At 75.3% G+C, this 20044-nt stretch carries 19 protein-coding genes and 2 pseudogenes; 15 read left to right on the top strand and 6 right to left on the bottom strand.

Annotation, left to right across the window (positions count from 1 at the left end; translation table 11 throughout):
- The first annotated feature begins 207 nt into the window (after positions 1-207).
- The 5 genes and pseudogenes from ACH4EB_RS13500 to ACH4EB_RS13480 all read left to right on the top strand — a co-directional run bounded on the left by ACH4EB_RS13500 (position 208) and on the right by ACH4EB_RS13480 (position 4498).
- Positions 208-1080, top strand: a complete 873-nt coding sequence (locus tag ACH4EB_RS13500; RefSeq protein WP_398347569.1) for a segregation and condensation protein A — start codon at positions 208-210, stop codon at positions 1078-1080.
- The gene (gene scpB / locus ACH4EB_RS13495) at positions 1077-1736 is read left to right on the top strand and encodes an SMC-Scp complex subunit ScpB (RefSeq protein WP_398347568.1); all 660 of its coding nucleotides are present in this window, start codon (positions 1077-1079) and stop codon (positions 1734-1736) included. Before ACH4EB_RS13500 ends, scpB begins: the two co-directional genes overlap by 4 nt.
- Positions 1736-2908: a pseudouridine synthase gene (locus ACH4EB_RS13490; RefSeq protein WP_398347567.1), complete on the top strand. Its 1173-nt coding sequence runs from the start codon at positions 1736-1738 to the stop codon at positions 2906-2908. The genes scpB and ACH4EB_RS13490 overlap by 1 nt, the downstream gene beginning before the upstream one ends.
- A gap of 109 nt (positions 2909-3017) precedes the next feature.
- Positions 3018-3856, top strand: a pseudogene (locus ACH4EB_RS13485) (ADP-ribosylglycohydrolase family protein); the annotation flags it as partial.
- Between the two features lie 4 nt (positions 3857-3860).
- Positions 3861-4498 (top strand): annotated as a pseudogene (locus tag ACH4EB_RS13480) (DNA polymerase beta superfamily protein).
- On the opposite strand, the gene ACH4EB_RS13475 reads toward ACH4EB_RS13480, so the two are convergent.
- Positions 4451-5179, bottom strand: a complete 729-nt coding sequence (locus tag ACH4EB_RS13475) for a DNA polymerase beta superfamily protein (protein WP_398347566.1) — start codon at positions 5177-5179, stop codon at positions 4451-4453. The pseudogene ACH4EB_RS13480 and the gene ACH4EB_RS13475 overlap by 48 nt on opposite strands.
- Positions 5180-5320: 141 nt before the next feature.
- Here ACH4EB_RS13475 and ACH4EB_RS13470 point away from each other — a divergent pair, with 141 nt between their 5' ends.
- The 6 genes from ACH4EB_RS13470 (at position 5321) to der (ending at position 10456) form a co-directional block, all read left to right on the top strand.
- Complete coding sequence (locus ACH4EB_RS13470; RefSeq protein ID WP_398347565.1) at positions 5321-5773, top strand: YidB family protein; 453 nt, start codon at positions 5321-5323, stop codon at positions 5771-5773.
- A gap of 181 nt (positions 5774-5954) precedes the next feature.
- Entirely contained in the window at positions 5955-6317 is a 363-nt protein-coding gene (gene aroH / locus ACH4EB_RS13465; RefSeq protein ID WP_398347564.1) for a chorismate mutase, read from the top strand.
- Positions 6314-7399, top strand: coding sequence for a prephenate dehydrogenase (locus tag ACH4EB_RS13460; RefSeq protein WP_398347563.1), 1086 nt, complete (start codon positions 6314-6316; stop codon positions 7397-7399). The genes aroH and ACH4EB_RS13460 overlap by 4 nt, the downstream gene beginning before the upstream one ends.
- Before the next feature lie 146 nt (positions 7400-7545).
- Positions 7546-8259 carry a (d)CMP kinase gene (gene cmk, locus ACH4EB_RS13455; RefSeq protein ID WP_398347562.1) on the top strand — a complete coding sequence of 238 codons (714 nt, stop codon included), beginning with the start codon at positions 7546-7548 and terminating at the stop codon, positions 8257-8259.
- 83 nt (positions 8260-8342) lie between these two features.
- Positions 8343-8930, top strand: coding sequence for a lysophospholipid acyltransferase family protein (locus ACH4EB_RS13450; RefSeq protein WP_398347629.1), 588 nt, complete (start codon positions 8343-8345; stop codon positions 8928-8930).
- 65 nt (positions 8931-8995) lie between these two features.
- The gene (gene der / locus ACH4EB_RS13445; protein ID WP_398347561.1) at positions 8996-10456 is read left to right on the top strand and encodes a ribosome biogenesis GTPase Der; all 1461 of its coding nucleotides are present in this window, start codon (positions 8996-8998) and stop codon (positions 10454-10456) included.
- Between the two features lie 89 nt (positions 10457-10545).
- Here der and ACH4EB_RS13440 read toward each other — a convergent pair whose 3' ends face one another.
- Positions 10546-10944 carry a hypothetical protein gene (locus ACH4EB_RS13440; RefSeq protein ID WP_398347560.1) on the bottom strand — a complete coding sequence of 133 codons (399 nt, stop codon included), beginning with the start codon at positions 10942-10944 and terminating at the stop codon, positions 10546-10548.
- 247 nt (positions 10945-11191) lie between these two features.
- On the bottom strand, positions 11192-12001 hold the full coding sequence (locus ACH4EB_RS13435; RefSeq protein WP_398347628.1) for a hypothetical protein: 810 nt from the start codon (positions 11999-12001) through the stop codon (positions 11192-11194).
- Between the two features lie 606 nt (positions 12002-12607).
- On the opposite strand from ACH4EB_RS13435, the gene ACH4EB_RS13430 reads away from it, so the two are divergent.
- Together ACH4EB_RS13430 and ACH4EB_RS13425 are read left to right on the top strand one after the other, a co-directional pair.
- The gene (locus tag ACH4EB_RS13430) at positions 12608-13261 is read left to right on the top strand and encodes a transglycosylase family protein (protein ID WP_398347559.1); all 654 of its coding nucleotides are present in this window, start codon (positions 12608-12610) and stop codon (positions 13259-13261) included.
- A 160-nt stretch (positions 13262-13421) separates the two neighbouring features.
- Positions 13422-13892: a transglycosylase family protein gene (locus ACH4EB_RS13425; RefSeq protein ID WP_398347558.1), complete on the top strand. Its 471-nt coding sequence runs from the start codon at positions 13422-13424 to the stop codon at positions 13890-13892.
- Here the strand turns inward: ACH4EB_RS13425 and ACH4EB_RS13420 are convergent.
- The 3 genes from ACH4EB_RS13420 to ACH4EB_RS13410 all read right to left on the bottom strand — a co-directional run bounded on the left by ACH4EB_RS13420 (position 13861) and on the right by ACH4EB_RS13410 (position 17859).
- The gene (locus tag ACH4EB_RS13420) at positions 13861-14568 is read right to left on the bottom strand and encodes an ATP-binding cassette domain-containing protein (RefSeq protein WP_398347557.1); all 708 of its coding nucleotides are present in this window, start codon (positions 14566-14568) and stop codon (positions 13861-13863) included. The genes ACH4EB_RS13425 and ACH4EB_RS13420 overlap by 32 nt on opposite strands.
- Before the next feature lie 73 nt (positions 14569-14641).
- Positions 14642-17353 (bottom strand): ATP-binding cassette domain-containing protein, encoded by a 2712-nt coding sequence (locus ACH4EB_RS13415; protein WP_398347556.1) that lies wholly within the window; start codon positions 17351-17353, stop codon positions 14642-14644.
- A complete protein-coding gene (locus ACH4EB_RS13410) occupies positions 17350-17859 on the bottom strand; it encodes a hypothetical protein (protein ID WP_398347555.1) in 510 nt (169 codons plus the stop codon). Before ACH4EB_RS13410 ends, ACH4EB_RS13415 begins: the two co-directional genes overlap by 4 nt.
- Positions 17860-17972: 113 nt before the next feature.
- Between ACH4EB_RS13410 and ACH4EB_RS13405 the strand changes: the two genes are divergently transcribed.
- Positions 17973-18527 (top strand): hypothetical protein, encoded by a 555-nt coding sequence (locus ACH4EB_RS13405; RefSeq protein ID WP_398347554.1) that lies wholly within the window; start codon positions 17973-17975, stop codon positions 18525-18527.
- Positions 18505-19836, top strand: a complete 1332-nt coding sequence (locus ACH4EB_RS13400) for an ABC transporter substrate-binding protein (RefSeq protein ID WP_398347553.1) — start codon at positions 18505-18507, stop codon at positions 19834-19836. Before ACH4EB_RS13405 ends, ACH4EB_RS13400 begins: the two co-directional genes overlap by 23 nt.
- Positions 19837-20044 lie beyond the last annotated feature (208 nt).

Below are 20044 nucleotides of genomic sequence, written 5' to 3'. Positions count from 1 at the left end.
TCGCCATTGGTTTCGTCGTGGGGCGGGGGCGCGCAGGGGGCCAACTCTCCCCAGCCTTCGGCCGGGGGAGAGTGATCCCTGCGGGGCCCCGAGCCCTCCACCACCGGACCGTAAGCGCAAAACGCGCCCCCGGGGGCGCGTACAGAAATTCGGCCGCCCCCGTGGCGGCTACGCTTTGGGGACCCGCCACCCCCGATCTGGACCACGATGCCCACCACCGAAGACCACGCCCCGTCCGTCGAGGACGGTGAGGCCGGTGACGGTACGTTCACCGTTCGGCTGGAGAACTTCGAGGGGCCGTTCGACCTGCTGCTCCAGTTGATCTCCAAGCACAAGATGGACGTCACCGAGGTCGCCCTGTCCCGGGTGACGGACGAGTTCATGGCGTACATCCGGGCCATGGGGCCGGACTGGGACCTGGACCAGACGACGGAGTTCCTGGTCGTCGCGGCGACGCTGCTCGATCTGAAGGCGGCGCGGCTGCTGCCCGCGGCCGAGGTGGAGGACGAGGCGGACCTCGCGCTGCTGGAGGCGCGTGACCTGTTGTTCGCGCGGCTGCTCCAGTACCGCGCGTACAAGCGCATCGCCGGTATCTTCGGCGAGCGCCTGGCGGACGAGGGGCGCCGCTACCCCCGTACGGTCGGCCTGGAGCCGCACCACGCGGAGCTGCTGCCCGAGGTCGCCCTCAGCATCGGCGCCGAGGGGTTCGCGCGGCTCGCGGTGAAGGCGATGCAGCCCAGGGCCCGGCCGCAGGTGTACGTCGATCACGTCCACGCGCCGCTGGTCAGCGTCAGGGAGCAGGCGGAGGTGCTGGTGGCGCGGTTGCGGGTGGCCGGTACGGCCGGGTTCGCCGAGCTGGCCGGGGACGCGCCGGACACGCTCACCGTCGTCGCCCGCTTCCTCGCGCTGCTGGAGCTGTACCGGGAGCGGGTGGTGGAGCTGGACCAGGACCAGGCTCTGGGGGCGCTGACGGTCCGGTGGACGGGCGGGGCGGAGACCGAGCCGGTCGTGACGGACGAGTTCGACCGGGAGCCGGGGCCGCGGGCCCGGGCGGACGAGGCGGAGAGGGACACGCTGTGAGCGAGGCGGAGGCGTACGGGGACGCGGACGAGGGCGCCCCGGCCGGGGCGCTCGGCGTCGCGGACCTGGAGTTGCGGCCCGCGCTGGAGGCGGTACTGATGGTCGTGGACGAGCCCGCGACCGAGGAGCACCTGGCCAGGGTGCTGGAGCGGCCCCGCCGGGAGGTGGCGCTGGCGCTGCGGGAGCTGGCGGAGGACTACACCCGGCAGGGGCGCGGTTTCGACCTGCGGCTGGTGGCCGGGGGCTGGCGTTTCTACACCCGGCCCGCGTACGCGGACGCCGTGGAGAGCTTCGTGCTGGACGGCCGACAGGCCCGGCTGACGCAGGCCGCATTGGAGACTCTGGCCGTGGTCGCGTACCGTCAGCCGGTCAGCCGTTCCCGGGTCTCGGCCGTACGCGGTGTGAACTGTGACGGTGTGATGCGCACCCTTCTCCAGCGCGGTCTGGTGGAGGAGACGGGGACGGAACCTGAAACAGGTGCGATCCTGTACAGGACGACGAACTACTTTCTGGAGCGGATGGGCCTGCGCGGCCTGGACGAGCTTCCGGAGCTCGCTCCCTTCCTCCCGGAGGCGGAGGCGGTCGAGGGCGATTCCCGGGAAGGTGTTCCGTCGTTCGACGTAGACGACAGCGGCGACTCTCAGACGGATCATTGATGCGAAGCAGCGGCAGGAACAACAGGGACACCGGTAGGGGCAACTACCGGGGTGCGGGCAACAAGAAGGACGAGAAGCAGCAGCGCGCCGGCCGGCCCCGTCCCGAGGAGCGCCGCTACGACGTGGGCGACGGCGGACAGGGCCGCGGCGACGGCGCGGGCCGGGGTGGTTCCGGCGGCCGTGGGGGCCAGGGCGGCTCCGGCGGCCGTGGCGGTGCCCCGGACCGCGGTGACGAGCGCAGGGGCCGCGGCGCGGCCGCCCGCGGCGGCGCCAAGGGCGGCCCCCGTACGAGCCCGAAGAGCGGCGGCAAGCCCGGCGCCAAGGGCCAGCAGCAGCGTGGCCGCGGCCAGGCCCCCGCCCGCCCCCGCGAGTACGACGCGCAGGTGGAGGAGCGCAACCGCGCCCGCCACAGCAAGCCGCCGATCAAGACGCCGAAGACGTTCGGTGACCAGGAGGGCGAGCGTCTGCAGAAGGTGCTGGCCCGTGCGGGCATGGGCTCGCGCCGGGCGTGCGAGGAGCTGATCGACCAGGCGCGGGTCGAGGTCAACGGGCAGATCGTCACCGAGCAGGGTGTGCGGGTCGACCCGGAGAAGGACGAGGTCAAGGTGGACGGCCTGACGGTCGCCACGCAGTCGTACCTCTTCTTCGCGCTGAACAAGCCGGCCGGTGTCGTCTCGACGATGGAGGACCCGGACGGGCGGCAGTGCCTGGGCGACTACGTGACCAACCGCGAGACGCGGCTGTTCCACGTGGGCCGGCTGGACACGGAGACCGAGGGCATCATCCTGCTCACCAACCACGGCGAGCTGGCCCACCGGCTGACCCACCCCCGGTACGGCGTGAAGAAGACCTACCTGGCCGCGATCCAGGGTCCGCTGCCGCGTGACCTGGGCAAGCAGCTCAAGGACGGCATCCAGCTAGAGGACGGCTACGCGCGCGCCGACCACTTCCGGGTCGTGGAGAACACCGGCAAGAACTACCTGGTCGAGGTGACCCTCCACGAGGGCCGCAAGCACATCGTGCGCCGGATGCTGGCCGAGGCGGGCTTCCCGGTGGACAAGCTGGTGCGGACGGCTTTCGGGCCGATCTCGCTGGGCGACCAGAAGTCCGGCTGGCTGCGGCGGATGACGAACACCGAGGTCGGCATGTTGATGCGCGAGGTCGATCTCTAGGCCCCGGCAGCGCGCTCCGATCTTGCGGGGCGGCGGAACCACCCCTCAATCGTCACCATGACGATTGAGGGGTGGTTCTTTCATGGCGTCCGCCGCGACCGGACCGCTCATCGGGCACGGTCTGCGCACGGCCGTCGCGGCCGCGGGCGGCACCGGCGGGCTGGACGCCGCGCACCTGCTCCCGCCCGTACGGCGCACCTTCGTCGCGTGGTGGCGCTCCCCGGACCATGACCGGGCGTCCGGCAACACCGCCGCACCGCCTGCCGCCTGCTCGGCGACGAGACCCGCCCGTGGACCGAGGCCGGCCGCACCGGCTCCAAGGGCCGCGGCGCGAACATGCGGGTGGCGCCCGTGGGGCCGGCGCCGGGACCGAGCCGCGAGCAGCGCTCCGGCGCCGCGCAGCTCCAGTCCGCGCTCACGCACGGGCACCCGACCGCCCTCGCCGCCGGCGACCTGACGGCGTACGCCGTGCGTCTGCTCGCGGAGGGTGCCCGGCCGGACGAGCTGACCGGCCTGCTGCGCGCGGTCGGGAGCCGCACCGTCTACCGCGCCGACTGGCTCGGCGACCTGTGGCGGCACGCCCAGGACCCGTCCCCGGAGCACTTCGCCACCCGCGGCTGGGACGACTGCCTCGGCGCGCTGGACCGGCTGGACGCGGCGCTGCGCGCGCCCGCCCCCGATGCCGATCCGTGCCGGGCCACCGGCGCCGGCTGGATCGCCGAAGAGGCGCTCGCCACCGGCCTGTTGTGCTTCCTGCTCTTCCCGGACGAGCCGCTGACCGCGCTGCGCCGGGCCGCCTGCTCCTCCGGCGACTCCGACTCGATCGCCTGCCTGGCCGGCGCGTTCGCGGGCGCCCACCTGGGCGCCGGGGCGTGGCCCGCGGAGTGGGCGGGCCGGATCGAGTACCGCGACCAGCTCCTGGCACGGGGGACGGAGTGGGACGGCTGACGGCATGCCGGACGGCGCGGCGCTGCGGGCGGCCGGGCTGCCGGATCTCGGCCTCGGCGCGGTGACCGACGGCGAAGGCGACCCGCTGGTCTTCGCGGCGGTCTCCGGCGCGCATCTGTACGGCTTCCCGGCCCGCGACTCCGACGTGGGCCTGCGCGGGGCGCACCTGCTGCCCACCGCGGCCCTGGTCGGGCTGCGGGAGCCGGACGAGACCCGCTCCTGGACGGCGGACCGGGACGGCGTCGAGCTGGACCTCGTCACCCACGACCTGCGCAAGTGCGCGCGGCTGATGCTGCGGCGCAACGGTTGCGTACCGGAGCAGCTCCTCTCGCCCCTGGTGGTGCGCACGAGCGCGGTGCACGAGGAACCGGTGGCGCCGGCGCCCGCCGTCCTCACCCGTCACCACGCCCACCCCTACCGGGGTTTCGCGAACACCCGGTGGCGCCTCTTCGAGAAGGCCGAGGCGGAGCACGGGCCCGTCGCCGAGCTGGTGGACGCGGCGCGGCTGCGGGCGGACGGGGCGGAGCTGCACGGCCGGCTGGACGCGGCGCAGTCGGCCTCCGCGCTGCCGGACGCCCCGGCGGCCACGACGCGCTACACGACCTCGTCGTACGCGCCCGGCTCCGCACAGCGGAGCGCTGACGCGCGTCGGGTGCGGTGGAGGAAGTCCTCGACGCGGCGGCGGTCGGGCTCCGGCGGCAGCGGGGAGCCCGGCTCGGCGGCCGTGGCCTGCTCGGCCAGTACGGCCGTCCGGCGCTCGACCTCGCTCCAGGGGACCTCGCCGCGCTTGACCGCGAGCAGTTCCTCGCGCGCCGCGCCGACGTCCGGCGTCAGGACGCCCGTACGCAGCAGGTCACGGGCGGTGCGCAGCAGCCGCAGCAGGTGCATCGCGTGTTTCCAGCGGGGCGCCCCGTACTGCCGTACGTCCGCCTCCAGCTTCTTGAGCTGGCCGGCCGCGTAGCCGACGAAGGTGCGGTGCACCTGGCGGGAGAGGAACGCGCCGCGCAGCGCGAGCAGTTCGCGGCCGGTGGCGTCGGCGTGCTCGACGAGGGGGGAGTGCAGGCACTCCAGGATGTTCGGGTTGGCGCGCAGCGCCAGGTCGCAGAAGCGCTCCAGCTCCCAGGAGAACTCCTCCTCGCGCGGCCCCTCCACATGCGTGGGCGGCTTGTCGAAACGCCAGAACAGCGGGGTGGGCGCGAGGTAGACCCCGCGCCGGTCGGTGTCGCTGGCGTCGGTGGCCAGGCCGAAGGCGCGCGAGCCCGTCACGCAGGCGTAGACGGTGTGACCGGTGACCAGGGCGTGGCCTGCGGCTGAGGACGGCATGAGCGGCATTGTGGCTGGTGGGAGCGGTCGGCGCCAGCCGGTTTCGGGTGGCGGAAACCCCGCGCATCGGTACGTTGGAAAGAAGTCACTCGTCGCGCGGGCCTCATCGACATTGCCGGCAATTCGCGGAAGGGCACGGACATGACGGGATCACCAGACCTCGGGAGACTGATGGGCGGGCTGCCCGGTGGCAGCCGGGGCGGCGCGGCAGGAAACCTCGTCGGATCGCTGCTGGGGGCGCTCGGCGGCACCGGGCCCCATGGACACGGCGGCGGCCCCGGAGGCCAGGGCGGTGGCATACAGCTCGTGCTCGGCAAGCTCCTCCAGGGGGAGCTGGGACGGCAGGCGCACTCCTGGGTGGGGCGCGGCGCCAACGAACCGGTCACCCCCGAGCAGGTCGCCCAGGCGCTGCCCGGCGAGACGCTGGAGCGGATCGCCGAGGAGCACGGTGTCAGCGCCCAGGAGGCGGCACAGCAGCTCGCGCACACCCTGCCGCAGGCCGTGGACCGGCTGACCCCCGACGGCCGGATACCGCAGGACCCCGCCCTCCAGGACCTCGTCGCCCGCCGCCACCGGATCGCCGGACGGCGCTAGAGAGGTTCTGCGGTACCGCACGAAACGCGGTCACGTGTCTCGTACCCGGCCGGTCCGTGTCTCGCGGACCGGCCGGCGTCGTGCCGCGGCCCCGGACCTGGCTAGGCTGACGGGGAGGAAGACGGCGGCCGGCGCGGGGCGCGTGCCGGGCGCCGTACACGGATTTCTGGGGAGCGGTGACGTGGCGGTACGAGCGGTACGCGGGGCCGTGCAACTGGAGCGGGACGAAGCCGGGCATCTGCACGAGCAGGTGTCCGCGCTGCTGACGGCCGTCCTGGAGCGCAACGGCCTGGTCCCGGACGACCTGATCAGTGTGTGGTTCACCGCCACCCCCGATCTGCACAGCGACTTTCCCGCGGCCGCCGCCCGCAGGCTCGGCATCACCGACGTCCCGCTGATCTGCGCGCAGGAACTGGACGTCGCCGGCGCCATGCCGCGCGTGGTGCGCGTCCTCGCGCACGTCGAGACCGACCGCACCAAGGCCGAGGTCGCGCACGTCTACCTCGGTGCCGCCGGGGCCCTGCGGAAGGACATCGCCCAGTGAGGACCGCGCTCGTCGTCGGCACCGGCCTGATCGGTACCTCCGTCGCTCTCGCGCTGCACGCCCGCGGCGTCCAGGTGTACCTGGCCGACCACGACCCGGCGCAGGCCGAGACCGCCGCCGCGCTCGGCGCGGGCACCGCCGAGGAGCCGCCGGGCCCGGTCGACCTGGCCGTGGTGGCCGTACCGCCCGCCCATGTCGCGCCGACGCTGGCCGCGGCGATCCGGCGCGGCGCCGCCCGTGCCTACCTCGACGTCGCCAGCGTCAAGGGCGGCCCGCGCCGTGATCTGGAGGCGATGGGCTGCGACCTGTCGGCGTACCTCGGCACCCACCCGATGGCGGGCAAGGAGCGCTCCGGACCGCTCGCCGCGACCGCCGACCTCTTCGAGGGGCGGCCCTGGGTCCTGACCCCGTCCGAGGGCGGCGACACCGAGGTGCTCAACCTGGCGCTGGAGCTGGTCGCGCTGTGCCGCGCGGTGCCCGTGGTCATGGAGGCGGACGCCCACGACCGGGCCGTGGCCCTGGTCTCGCACACGCCGCAGCTCGTCTCCAGCCTGGTCGCCGCCCGCCTCCAGGGCGCGGACGAGACCGCCGTACGGCTGTGCGGCCAGGGGATCAGGGACGTGACGCGGATCGCCGCGTCCGCGCCCCGGATGTGGATGGACATCCTCTCCGCCAACCCGGGGCCGGTCGCCGATGTGCTCAGCGAGGTCTCGGCCGACCTGGAGCAGACCGTACGGGCGCTGCGCGCGCTGGAGGCGGCCGACGAGGACGAGCGGGCCGAGGGCGCGCGCGGCGTCGAGGACGTGCTGCTGCGCGGCAACGCGGGCCGCGAGCGGGTGCCGGGCAAGCACGGCGCCGCCCCGGCCGCGTACGAGATCGTCGCGGTGCACATCGGTGACCAGCCCGGCGAGCTGGCCCGCGTCTTCTCGGACGCCGGCCGGGCCGCGGTCAACATCGAGGACGTACGCATCGAGCACGCCACCGGTCAGCAGGCGGGCTTCATCCAGCTCATGGTCGAACCGCAGGCGGCGCCGATACTGGCGGCGGAGCTGCGCGAGCGGGGCTGGTCGATCCGCCAGTAGCCGGGTCCGGGGCCCGGGGTGGGGGCCGGGCTCCGGCGGCCGGGGCGACGGGCTGCACGGGGCGCCGCTGCCAGCCAGTAACCTTGTGCGGGGCCCCGAGCAGCGGCCCCCGTCCCGCCCCGTGATCGAGGAAGGTGCCCGACACCGTGGAAACCCCCGCCCGGACCGCCCCGGCTGCAGTGATTGTCGCCATCGACGGCCCCGCAGGCACGGGCAAGTCCAGCACCTCCAAGGCCGTCGCCGCCAAGCTGGGGCTCGGCTACCTGGACACCGGTGCCCAGTACCGCGCGATCACGTGGTGGATGCTGAGCAACGGCCTCGACGTGCACGACGCCGTGGCCGTGGCGGACGCCTCGGCCAAGCCCACGATCGTCTCCGGCACCGACCCGGCCGCACCGACGATCACCGTGGACGGCCTGGACGCCGCCGGTCCGATCCGCACCCAGGAGGTCACCTCGGCCGTCAGCGCCGTCAGCGCCGTCCCCGAGGTACGGACCCGGATCACCGAGTTGCAGCGCGAGATCGCCGCCGGGGCCCCGGCGGGCATCGTCGTCGAGGGCCGGGACATCGGCAGCACAGTGCTGCCCGACGCCGACCTGAAGATCTTCCTCACCGCGTCGCCGGAGGCCCGCGCGGCCCGCCGCAGCGGTGAGCTGACCGGCAAGGAGGCCGCCGACCTGGCGGCCACCCGCGAGGCCCTGGTCAAGCGGGACGCGGCCGACTCCAGCCGCAAGACCTCGCCGCTGGCCAAGGCGGCCGACGCGGTCGAGGTCGACACCACCGACCTCACGCTGGAGCAGGTCATCGAGTGCGTGGTCACCCTGACCGAGGCGGCGATGGCCGCGAAGGCGGCGCGGTGACGCGCGGCGGACGGGCCGCGGCCGGCGACCGGCTGCCCAGCGCGGCCGGCGCGGCGGTCGGGCGGCGGATCGGCATCGGCCTGATGTACGGGCTGTGGAAGCCGCGGGTGCTGGGCGCCTGGCGGGTGCCGACCACCGGGCCGGTGATCCTCGCGGTCAACCACGCACACGGCCTGGACGGCCCGATGCTGATGGGCACCGCGCCGCGGCCGGTGCACTTCCTGATCAAGAAGGAAGCGTTCGTCGGCCCGCTGGACCCGTTCCTGCGCGGCATCGGCCAGGTCAAGGTGGACCGCTCGGGCACCGACCGCAAGGCCGTCACCGACGCGCTGGCCGTGCTGGCGAACGACGGTGTGCTGGGGATCTTCCCCGAGGGCACCCGGGGCGAGGGCGACTTCGCCTCGCTGCGCGCGGGCCTGGCGTACTTCGCGGTGCGCTCCGGCGCGCCCGTGGTGCCGGTGGCCGTGCTGGGCAGCGCGGAGCGCCGCAGCCGGGCGATAAAGGCGGTGCCGCCGCTGCGCAGCCGCGTGGACGTCGTCTTCGGCGCGGCGTTCGCGGCGGGTGACGGCAGCGGACGGCGTACCCGTACGGCGCTGGACGCGGCGACGACGCGCATACAGGAGCGGCTGACCGCTCACCTTGCCCAGGCCAGGCGCCTGACCGGGCACTGAACGAGACTTGAACGGCGGCCCGCGGACGAGCGGGCACCGATGACGGAGAACGAGGAACGGACTTCATGAACGACCAGACCCCCACCGGCGACGAGCACGGTGCGCTTGGTGACGCCGAGTACACGGAGTTCATGGAGCTCGCCGCGCAGGAGGGCTTCGACCCGGAGGAGGTCGAGGGCGACATCGCCGCGGCCGGGCACGGCCCGCTGCCCGTCCTCGCCGTCGTCGGCCGCCCCAATGTCGGCAAGTCGACCCTGGTGAACCGCATGATCGGCCGCCGCGAGGCGGTCGTCGAGGACAAGCCCGGCGTCACCCGGGACCGGGTCACCTACGAGGCCGACTGGAACGGCCGCCGCTTCAAGGTCGTCGACACCGGCGGCTGGGAGCAGGACGTACTGGGCATCGACGCCTCCGTGGCGATGCAGGCCGAGTTCGCGATCGAGGCCGCCGACGCGGTGGTCTTCGTCGTGGACGCCAAGGTCGGCGCCACCGACACCGACGAGGCCGTCGTCAAGCTGCTGCGCCGGGCCGGCAAGCCCGTCGTGCTGGTCGCCAACAAGGTGGACGGGCCGTCCGGCGAGGCGGACGCGGCCATGCTGTGGTCGCTGGGCCTCGGTGAGCCGCACCCGGTCTCCGCGCTGCACGGCCGCGGCACCGGCGACATGCTGGACGCCGCCCTCGACGCGCTGCCCGAGGCGCCCGAGCAGACCTTCGGCGCCCCGCTCGGCGGGCCGCGCCGGATCGCGCTGATCGGCCGCCCGAACGTCGGCAAGTCCTCCCTGCTGAACAAGGTCGCCGGCGAGGAGCGGGTGGTCGTCAACGAGGTCGCGGGCACCACCCGCGACCCGGTCGACGAGCTGATCGAGCTGGGCGGCAAGACCTGGAAGTTCGTGGACACCGCGGGCATCCGCAAGCGCGTCCACCTCCAGGAGGGCGCGGACTACTACGCCTCGCTGCGTACCGCGGCCGCCGTGGAGAAGGCCGAGGTCGCGGTCGTCCTGATCGACGCGAGCGAGTCCATCAGCGTCCAGGACCAGCGGATCATCACCATGGCCGTGGAGGCGGGCCGCGCGCTGGTCATCGCGTACAACAAGTGGGACCAGCTCGACGAGGAGCGCCGCTTCTACCTGGAGCGGGAGATCGAGCGGGACCTCGTGCAGATCCCGTGGGCGATGCGGGTCAATGTCTCGGCGCGCACCGGTCGGCACATGGACAAGCTCGTCCCGGCGATCGAGACCGCGCTGGAGGGCTGGGAGACCCGCGTGCCCACCGGCCGGCTGAACGCCTTCCTCGGGGAGATCGTCGCCGCCCACCCGCACCCGATCCGGGGCGGCAAGCAGCCGCGCATCCTCTTCGGCACCCAGGCGGGCACCAAGCCGCCGCGCTTCGTGCTCTTCGCCTCCGGCTTCCTGGAGGCCGGCTACCGCCGCTTCGTCGAGCGCCGGCTGCGTGAGGAGTTCGGCTTCGAGGGGACGCCGATCCACATCTCCGTACGGGTGCGCGAGAAGCGCAGCAAGAAGAAGTAGCCGCCGCTTCGGCGACGGATGACGGTGGCGGGGCGGCCCTTGAGGGTCCGCCCCGCCACCGTTCGCGTACGCGCGGGCGTAGGGGCCGGTCAGTGGCCGTGCGGTCGGTACTCGCGGGGCGCCGGCGGCAGCGCCGGGGGGAAGTGGCCCCGGTGGTGGCCGCCCGCGTGGTGCGGGTGGCCGTGGTACGGCTGGCGGGAGACCGGCTCCCAGTGGCCGGCCGACGGGAGGTGGCCGGTCGCGCTGGTCGTACGGCCCCAGATGCTCCGCATCGCCTCGGCGCTCAGCCCTTCCTCGCCGCTCCGGTCCCCCGGGAGCGCCCGGAAGGAACGGCGGTACTCGGCGTACAGCGCGTCGTAGATCGGCGTGGCCGAGGCGGGGGCGGCGTGGGGGGCCGCCATGGTCGCCGTGGTCGCGTCGTGCGACGGGCGCATGCCGGGGATCTGGTAGGGATACGGGACGCGGGAGGAGGGGTCGTATGGGTGCACGTCTGTGCCAACGACCCGGATGCTCCCGGGATGCGGGCTCTGCGAAGAATCGGCTGATCGGAGGGGAGTGCGACCGGCTCACGACCCGCCCGCGGAACCGGCTCCCCGGGGCTGTCCGCTGCACCGCCCCGGCCCCGCCCGGTACGGGTAGGCCGCCCCGCGCCGCCCGGAGTGAGCGGGGCGCGAAGCGGCCGGGAGGTGGTGGGGAGAGGGGCCCGGCGGGGGCCGGGCACCGGCTGCGCGGGGGTCAGGTGCCCGCCAGGGGCATCGAGGCGGCCACCAGCTTGCCCTCGGCGGCGGCCTTCTCCATGGCCTCGCGCATCAGGTCCTCCCGCGGCTGGTGACCGACGGCGCCCACCGGGGCCGCGTACACCAGGACGGTCTGCGCCTTGGCGGCGGCGGAGCGCCAGCCGTCCGAGACGGGCAGCGGCTGGTGCGCCTGCCACCAGGAACTGGTCTGGCCGCCGTCGCCGCCCGGCTGGAGGATGGCGTGCAGTTGCCCGGCGGCCAGCAGCACCGACCAGCCCGGGTTGGGGGCGGGCAGGACGGCCATGTCCGCCACCGGGGCGAAGCCGTGCTCCAGGAGCAGCGGGAGGAACATGTCGCCCGGCTCGGTGGAGCCGGGGCGGGCGATGGGACCGGCGGGCTCGACGACCAGCGCCGGCCGCAGGTCGTCCTCGACCAGGACCAGGCCGCAGGTGACACCGAGTGTCGCCTGCCGGTGCTCGCCGGGGAGGGCGGCGAACGGGGTGGCGGGCGGCGGCCCCGCGGGCGGCTCGGCGTGGCCGTCCTCGCCGGTGATGGAGCGCACGGCGCCCTGGAGCTGCTCCTCGGAGACCGGCACGACCTGCGAGGGGATGCACGACGCGTGGGCGAAGGCGAGCACCGCGGTCTCCTCGCCCACGAACAGGACGGTGCTGGTCCGCTCCTGCTCGCTGTCGCCGGGGGTGCGGCAGGAGGTGCAGTCGTAGTTGCCGGGGGCGTTGCCACCGGCCAGCAGGCGGTCGGCTTCTTCGTCACCGATCTCGGCGCGAACGTCGTCACTGACGTCGAGCATGCGCGGCACGGATGGCTCCTCGATCGTTGCGCGGGCTGCCGGGGGGTCCCCGGCTCGTACCAGGACAACGGGCGATCTGTGGCAGGAGTCACGCGCGGCCGGGTACGGAATCGAACCGTTCGAAGCGGAGTGTGAGATATCCGCCGGAAGCCCTCACTCCATGTCAACTCGTGCAGCGGACAAGGAAGTTGGGGTGGTGAGGTGGGTCACAGATCATTTGGTCGCCGGGGTGACAAATGCGGAAATCGAGGAATCAAGTGGGTGGCCTGTTTTGGCTGATACCTCCGGTAACGCCCGACTGGCCAGGCAGGACGGCAGCGCGGTTGATAACAGCGCGTGAGCCTCCCTACATTCACCGGCCGTGTGCACCGAGCACCACCCGGGGACGCCCGCCGTCCGCACCGTCCGCCGGCCCGCACCACGGCCGGCCCGCCACACCGGACCCGGCACACCAGCCGAGCCGGGTGGCACCGGATGCACCGTACGCAGCACCACCGAGCACGACCGGCACCACCCCGCGGCGGGCGGGGTGCCGCGGTCCGGGGACGCAAGACGCGTCCGCGCCGCGTCACCAGGGGGACTCCCGGGGTCGTGGAGAGGGATTCCATGCCTTTTTCGAAGGGCGTCATACGCCGTGACATCGCCGCGCTCGCCGGGGCGGCCCTGGTGGCCCCGCTCGCGCTGGTGGCCGCCACCGCCGGACCGGCGCAGGCGGCGGACGGCGGAGTGTGGGACCGCATCGCCCGCTGCGAGAGCGGCGGCAACTGGCACATCAACACCGGCAACGGCTTCTCGGGCGGTCTGCAGTTCACCAACAGCACCTGGCGCGCGCACGGCGGCACGGCCTACGCGCCGACGGCCGCCGGGGCCAGCCGGGCCCAGCAGATCGCCGTGGCCTCCCGGGTCCAGGCGTCGCAGGGCTGGGGCGCCTGGCCGACCTGCGCCGCCCGTGCCGGTGCGTACGGGAGCGCGCCCAAGGCGCCGAAGGCGTTCCGCTCCGGCCAGAGCGGCGGCAAGCGGTACGTGCAGAAGGACGTACGCCGGGATGTGGGCGCCAAGGCCGGCAAGAAGGCACGCGGCACACACGCCGACCGCGGCAGGGCGCGGGCCGGCGGCGGATACACGGTGCGGCAGGGCGACACGCTCAGCCGGATCGCCGCCGCGCACCACGTGAGCTGGCGTCAGCTCTACGTCGCCAACCGGGCCGTCGTCGGCGGCAACCCGAACCTGATCATCCCGGGGCAGCGGCTCACGGTCTGAGCCACGGGGCCGCCGCGCGGCACGCGCGGGCCGGCCGGACGGCCCCGCCCCGGCGCCCGTCCGCCGAACGCCCCACCCGGCCGTCCACCGACCGGGTGGGGCGTCGCGCTGCCCGGCGCGGCGGCGCCGGTACCCGCCCGCCCCTGTTTAGCGTGACCCGATGTCCCATTCTTTTCGGGCGCTGATGCCCAAGCGTCTCGCGAACACCGGCCGTCGCAGAGCGGTCGTCCTGTCCCTCGTCCCGGCTGTCGTCCTGCTGTGCGTGCCCGGCGGCGCGCAGGCGCGGGATGCGGCACGCACCCTGCCGTCCCCGGCGGGCTGCTCGCTCAGCAAGGGTCCGTGGAACTGCATCGCCGAGTGCGAGAGCGGCGGTGACTGGCGCAAGAACACCGGCAACGCGTTCTACGGCGGACTGCAGTTCCGGCAGTCGACCTGGAAGCAGTACGGCGGTCTGGCCTACGCGCCGCGTGCCGACCTCGCCACCCGTAAGGAGCAGATCGCCGTCGCCGAACGGGTGCGGCGCACGCAGGGCTGGTCGGCCTGGCCGTACTGCGCCAAGCGGTACGGGCTCGGCAAGCGGGACCGGGCGCTGTCCGGGCTCACCGGCTGGGCGGTGGGCCCGGGCTGGTGAGCCCGGTGAGGCGGGCCGCCGCGGCCGCCTCGGCCGGTTCGCCGGCGAAGGCGACGGTGCCGCGCCGCAGGACGTACGCGACCGTGGCGGCGCGGCGCAGGGCGGGCGGCAGCGCCTGCTCGGCGACGAGGACGGTGCGCCCGGCGGCCGCGAGGTCGCCGAGCAGCGCGTGCGTCCGTGCCGTGGCGGCCGGTGACATGCCCTGGGTCGGCTCGTCGAGGAGGAGCAGCCGGGCGGCCCCGGCCAGCGCGCGGGCCACGGCGAGCATCCGCTGCTCGCCGCCGGAGAGGGTGCCCGCGCGGCGGCCGAGCAGCGCGCGCAGCTCCGGGTAGGCCGCCAGGGCCGGTCCGGCGGCACCGTCCGGCGCGGCGAGTTCGAGCTGCTCGCCGACGGTGAGCGTGCCGAACACGGCGCCGCGGTCGGGCACCAGGGTCAGCCCGCGGCGCGCGCGGGCGTGCGCGGGCAGCCGGGTGACGTCCGTTCCGCGCCACAGCACGCGTCCGGCGGTGAGCGGCACGGTTCCCGCGAGGGCGCGCAGGACCGTGGTGCGGCCGGAACCGTTGCGGCCCAGGAGCACGGTGACGCGGGCGCGGGGCACGGCCAGGTCGACGCCGTGCAGGGCCTCCAGGGAGCCGTACCGGACGCGGGCCGCGCACAGGGCCGTCTCGACGCTCATGCCACCGCCGCCGTCGCCGTCGTGGTCGCCGTCCCGCTCCGCCGCGCCCCGCGCCCCGTACGCCGCCGCCCGGTCACGGCCGCGGCTCCGCCAGGACGCGCCGGGCGGGGCCCCGGGTCACGATCCGGCCCGCCGCCATCGCGTAGACCGTGTCGGCCAGCCCGGCGACCAGGTCGAGGTCGTGCTCGACGACGAGCAGGGCCGTGCCGTCGGCCGCCACGGCGCGCAGCACGGCGGCCAGCGCGGCCACCTCGGCGCCGTCCAGGCCCGCGGCGGGCTCGTCCAGCAGGAGGGTGCGCGGGCGGCCGGCGAGGGCGCGGGCCAGCTCGACGCGGCGCAGGGTGCCGGTGTCCAGCCCGGCGACGGGCGTGGCGCGCAGCGGCCCGCCGAGGGAGAGCAGCTCCAGCGCCCGGCCGGTGGCGGCGGCCGGGTCCGCGACGCCGCTCCGCTCGGCGCCGACCCGGACGTTCTCGGCCACTGTCATCCCCTCGAACACGGCGAGCTGCTGGAAGGTCCGGGCCAGTCCGAGGCGGGCCCGGACGTGCGCGGGGCGGTGGGTGATGTCGGCCCCGTCGAGCAGCACCCGGCCCGCGGCGGGGCGCAGGGTGCCGCACAGACAGTGGAACAGGGTGCTCTTGCCCGCGCCGTTGGGCCCGATGAGCGCGGTGATCCGGCCCGGCGCCACGGCCAGGTCGACACCGTCCAGGACGGTGAAGCCGTCGTATCGGGCCTGGAGGGCACGGGCGGTGAGACGGCCGGCGGGGCGGTGGGAAACGGGGGGTACGGGAGCGGCAGGCGGGGGAGGGGGCAGCGGCTTGCGGAGGGCGGGCCCGGGTGAGCGCGGGGGCGGGGCCGGGGCGCGGGATTCGGGGACGCGCCCTTCGGCCATACGGTCCGCCGGCGTGCGCACCGGCGCCAGCCGCCCCCGTATCCGCTCGCCCAGAGGAGTCAGCCGTGGCTCGACGGTGCCGGTCAGGCGGGCGGCGGCGGCGCGGGCGGCGGCGTACGGGCCGTCCGGGAGCCGTCCGGCGAGCACGGCGAGTACGCCGATCACCGCGGCCGCCGCGCCGCCTTCGGCCCCCGAGTCCAGGCCGACCAGCAGCACCGCCGCGGCGGGCGCCCCCAGCAGGCTGTCGGCGCCCAGGACGAGGGCGGCCGCGAACCACAACAGGCCGCGCACCGGGTCGTAGGACGCCGGATCGAAGGCGCGCAGCGCCATGCCGAGCATGCCGCCGCCCAGCGCGGCCAGGGCGGCGCCCGCCGCGAAGGCCGCCAGTTTCAGGGCCGGTACGGGGACCCCGGCGGCGGCCGCCCCCGGCTCGTGGTCGCGCATCGCGGCCAGCGCGCGCCCGGTACGGCCGCGGCGCAGCGCCGCCACGGCGAGCAGTGCGAGGCCGAGCAGGGCCAGTTCGAGGACGTAGTACGCGCGGTCGTCGGCGAAACCGGCGGGGCGGTCGAGGGCGAGCCCGGCGGTGGCGTACGGCTGGGCGAAGACGAACCGGCTGACGGCGACGCCGAAGGCGAGGGTGGCCAGGGCCGTCGCGAGGCCGTGCCGCCGCAGCGCGGGCCGGCCGGTGAGCAGGCCGAGCGGCGCGGTCAGCAGGACGGCCAGCAGCAGGGCGGGGAGCCCGGGGACGGCCGGCAGGCCGGGGAAGCGGCCGGCCGCGAGCAGCGCGGTGAACAGGGCGCCCAGCCCGGCGTACGCGGCCTGGCCGAGGGAGATCTGGCCGCCGCGCCCGGTGACGACGACCAAGGAGAGCAGCACCACGGCGAGCGCCGGTACCTGGACGGCGGTGCGCAGATCGCCGCCCGCGAAGCCCAGGGGCAGCAGGAAGAGGATGCCGCAGACCAGCCAGGCGCGGCCGTCGTGGTCCGGCAGCCGGCCGGTGCGCAGGGCCGGCGTGGTGCCGTGGGGCGCGTCCGGGGCGCGGGGGACGCCGAGGCCGCGCAGGGCCGGGGCGGCGGCGAGCAGGGCCACGACGAACAGGTTGGCGCCGACGGCCTGGACGAGCGGTTCCAGGCTGCCGCCCGGGTGCAGCCGGGTGAGCTGGCTCTGCGCGACACCGATCGCCAGGGCCACCGCCACCGCCACCGGCAGGCTGCGCAGCCCGGCCGCCACCGCGACCGCCATCACCTCCATGACGAGCAGCGGCAGCCCGTACGGGTCCAGCCGCAGCAGCGGGGCCAGCAGCACGCCCGTCAGCCCGGCGGTGCAGGACCCGAAGGCCCAGCCCGCGGCGGCGACCCGGTCGGCGTCGATGCCGCCGAGGACGGCGAGCGGGCGGTTGTCGACGACGGCGCGCAGTGCGCGTCCGAAGCGGGTCCAGCGGGTGACGGCGGCGACCCCGGCGGCCAGGGCGACGGCCGTGCCGAGCTGCACCCAGGGGTCGTCGGGCAGCAGCGCGGGCGCGTCCGCGCGCGCCCCCGGGCCCCACGCCAGTCCCGCGCCGCCGACCAGGAGGACGAAGACGCCGAGGGAGGCGACCAGGGTGCGGGCCGGGCCGGCGCCCCGCACGGACAGCGGGCGGAAGACGGCGCGGTCCAGGACGAGCCCGATGCCCGGGGCGACGACGAGGAGGGTGACGGCGGCGGCGAGCGGCAGCGGCCAGTTCCAGCCGACCGCCAGTTGCCGCAGGACGTGGGCGCACACCATGGCGACGGCGCCGTGCGCGAAGTTCAGCACGCCGGTGGCCCGGTAGGTGACGATCAGTCCGATGCCGGTGAGCGCGGCGGCGCTGCCCACCGCGAGCCCCGCCAGGGTGAGGTCGTACGAGAGCGAGCTCACCGCCGGGCGCCGGTGCGCGGGGCGTCCGGCTCGCAGACGGGGCACGGCGCGGGCGGTGGGCCGTCCGCTGCCGGGGCCCCGTCGTCGGCGGGCCGGGCGTCCGGACGCCCGGTCACGAGGGGGCAGTCGGGCCGGTGCAGGAGCGTTCCGCCGGGGACGGTGAGGAGCGGCCCGGCGGCGTCCGCCCCGGCCTGCCGCGCGACAGGCGCCCCGGAGGCGTCCGGCGGTGTCCCGTCGTCCCCGTACGTCACCAGCAGCCCGTACAACTCCTCGACGCGCGCCGCCGCCAGGCCCTGGTCACCCCGCGCCACCAGCACGGCACCCGCGATGATCAGGGCGGCGCCCGGGATCGAGCAGGACGCCAGGAACGGGATCTGACGCTCGGCGAACCGCTCGCCCGAGACGCCGTACCAGCCGACCGCGCACAGCACCGCCCCGCCCGCCAGCGCCGCCCAGCCGCCCCACAGGGCCGGCCGCGCCCCGAACCGTGTTCGCGCGTCGCGCATCACGCCCCCTCGCGGCTTTCGGTGAATGCCTGCACTATGCCCTGTGGAGACAGCACCTAGAAGGCTTGTGCCAGACCGGCTCCGGGCGGTCGCGACGACAGGCGGTGGTGTACATGACGGTCCGTGGGGGGCGTGCGCGGCGGGCCCCGGCGCTGGCGGCAGCGGTGCTGCTGATGACGGCCGGAGCGGCGGGTTGCGGTGACGCCGAGGACAGCGGGCAGCGCGCGCCCAGCGGGGCGTCCTCCGGCCCGGAGGGCTCCCGCACGGGGGCGGCGACCGCCGGTTCGCCGTCGTCCACGGGTGGCGAACCGGCCGATCCGGCCGCCGCCGAGCGGCAGATCAAGGAGAACTGGCGGAAGTTCTTCGACCCGAAGCTGTCCAACGCCGAGAAGGCGAAGTACCTCCAGGACGGCGAGGACCTCCAATTGCTGCTGGAAGCGTTCAACGGCGACCAGCGGGGGCAGCAGGTCGCGGCGCGGGTGTCCGCCGTACGGTTCACCTCGGCGACCGCGGCCGACGTGACGTACAGCCTCACCCTCAAGGGCGCCACCGCGCTGCCGAACGCCAAGGGCGCCGCCGTCCAGCAGGACAAGGTGTGGAAGGTGTCGCTCAAGACGCTGTGCGCGCTGGTGGGCATGAGCGGCAATGCGGACGCGCCGGGCTGCTGAGGCGGCCGGGGCCGCCGCCGCGGCGCTGCTGCTCGCGCTGACGTCGGCCTGCGGCAGCAGACTGCCCGAGAGCGACTTCGAACACCGCGGCACCGCGCCCGCCACCGGCCGGGCACCGGAGCCGATCGTCGTCGGGATCATCACCAGCACGACGAGCCCGGTGGGCGGCGAGGCGTTCACCGGCCCCCGGGACGGCGCGCTCGCCCACTTCGAGGCGCTCAACGCCCGGGGCGGCGTCAACGGCCGGCCGGTGCGCGCCGTCACCTGCGACGACGGCGGCAGCGGGGTCGGCAACAACGAGTGCGTGCGGAAGCTTCTCACCGAGGACAAGGTGTTCGCCCTGGTCGCGACCACCGCGCTGGACTACGCGGGCGCGCCCCGGGTCTCCGCCGCGGGCGTCCCCGACATCGGGGGGCAGCCGGTCGGCGCCGCGTACGACACGTACCCCCACCTGTACGGGATCTACGGCAGCCAGGCGCCGCGGGACGGCCGGGCGGCGGGCTGGGGCGGGACGCTGTACGGCGGCACGGAGGTCTACCGCTACTTCAAGCGCGTCCAGCGGGCCCGCACCGCCGCCGTGGTCTCCTACAACCAGGCGGCGTCGGCCGCGTACGCCCGGCTGATCGTGCGCGGTCTGGAGGCCGAGGGGTACGACGTGACCAGCGAGCAGGTGGACTTCGCGCTGCCCAACTTCCCCGCGGTCGCCGCCGGGCTGCGCGACCGGGGCGCCGATCTGGTCTTCGACGCGATGGACACGCACGGCAATGCGCAACTGTGCGAGGCGATGGACGCGGCAGGTGTCCGGCCGACCGCGAAGGTCACGAACGTACAGAACTGGTCGGACGCGGTCGCCAAGGACTACAAGGACTCCCCGGGCTGCCGCAATGCCCTCTGGGCCACCGGCGCCAGCCGCAACTACGACGATCCGGGGAGCGGGCCGGGCGGCGCGGCGGTTCGGGACTTCCGCGCCGGGATGGCCCGGTACGCCAAGGGGAAGCCGCTGTCGCAGTGGCAACTGGAGGGGTGGGCGGCGGCGATGTGGTTCGCCGACGCGGCACGCTCCTGCGGGGACCGGCTCACCCGCGCGTGCGTGGCGCGCTTCGTCGGGCAGGGCGCGCCCTACACCGCCCGGGGGCTGCTGCTCCCCGCCGCGTTCCGGCCCCGGCCCGAGCCCCCGGCCACCGACCGCACCTGCCTGTCGGTCGCCCGCTGGCGCGACTCGGCACACGGCGGCCGGGGCGGCTGGATCACCCAGGGCGACATGGACACCACCTGCTTCACCGTCCCCCAGCTTCCGTACCGGCCCTGAGCGACGGTGCCCGGAGCCCGGCCGCCGCCACCGGGCCGGCAGGCCGTCGCGCCCGGCAGTCCGCCCCGGCCGGTGCCGCCGGGCCGAGCCGGTGGCCGCATACCTGGTGACGGGACGCCCCGGGACGGCATAGCTTGTGGCGATACAGCACAGCACAGCACAGCACGGCACAGAACCGACGATCAACGGTTCGGGAAAGTTCCCAGAC

Origin of the sequence: Streptomyces sp. NPDC018045 (genome assembly GCF_044327445.1) — a bacterium.
Lineage (GTDB): Bacteria > Actinomycetota > Actinomycetes > Streptomycetales > Streptomycetaceae > Streptomyces.
The sequence above is the reverse complement of the archived record's forward strand: the minus strand, read 5'-3'. Positions and strand labels throughout refer to the sequence as shown.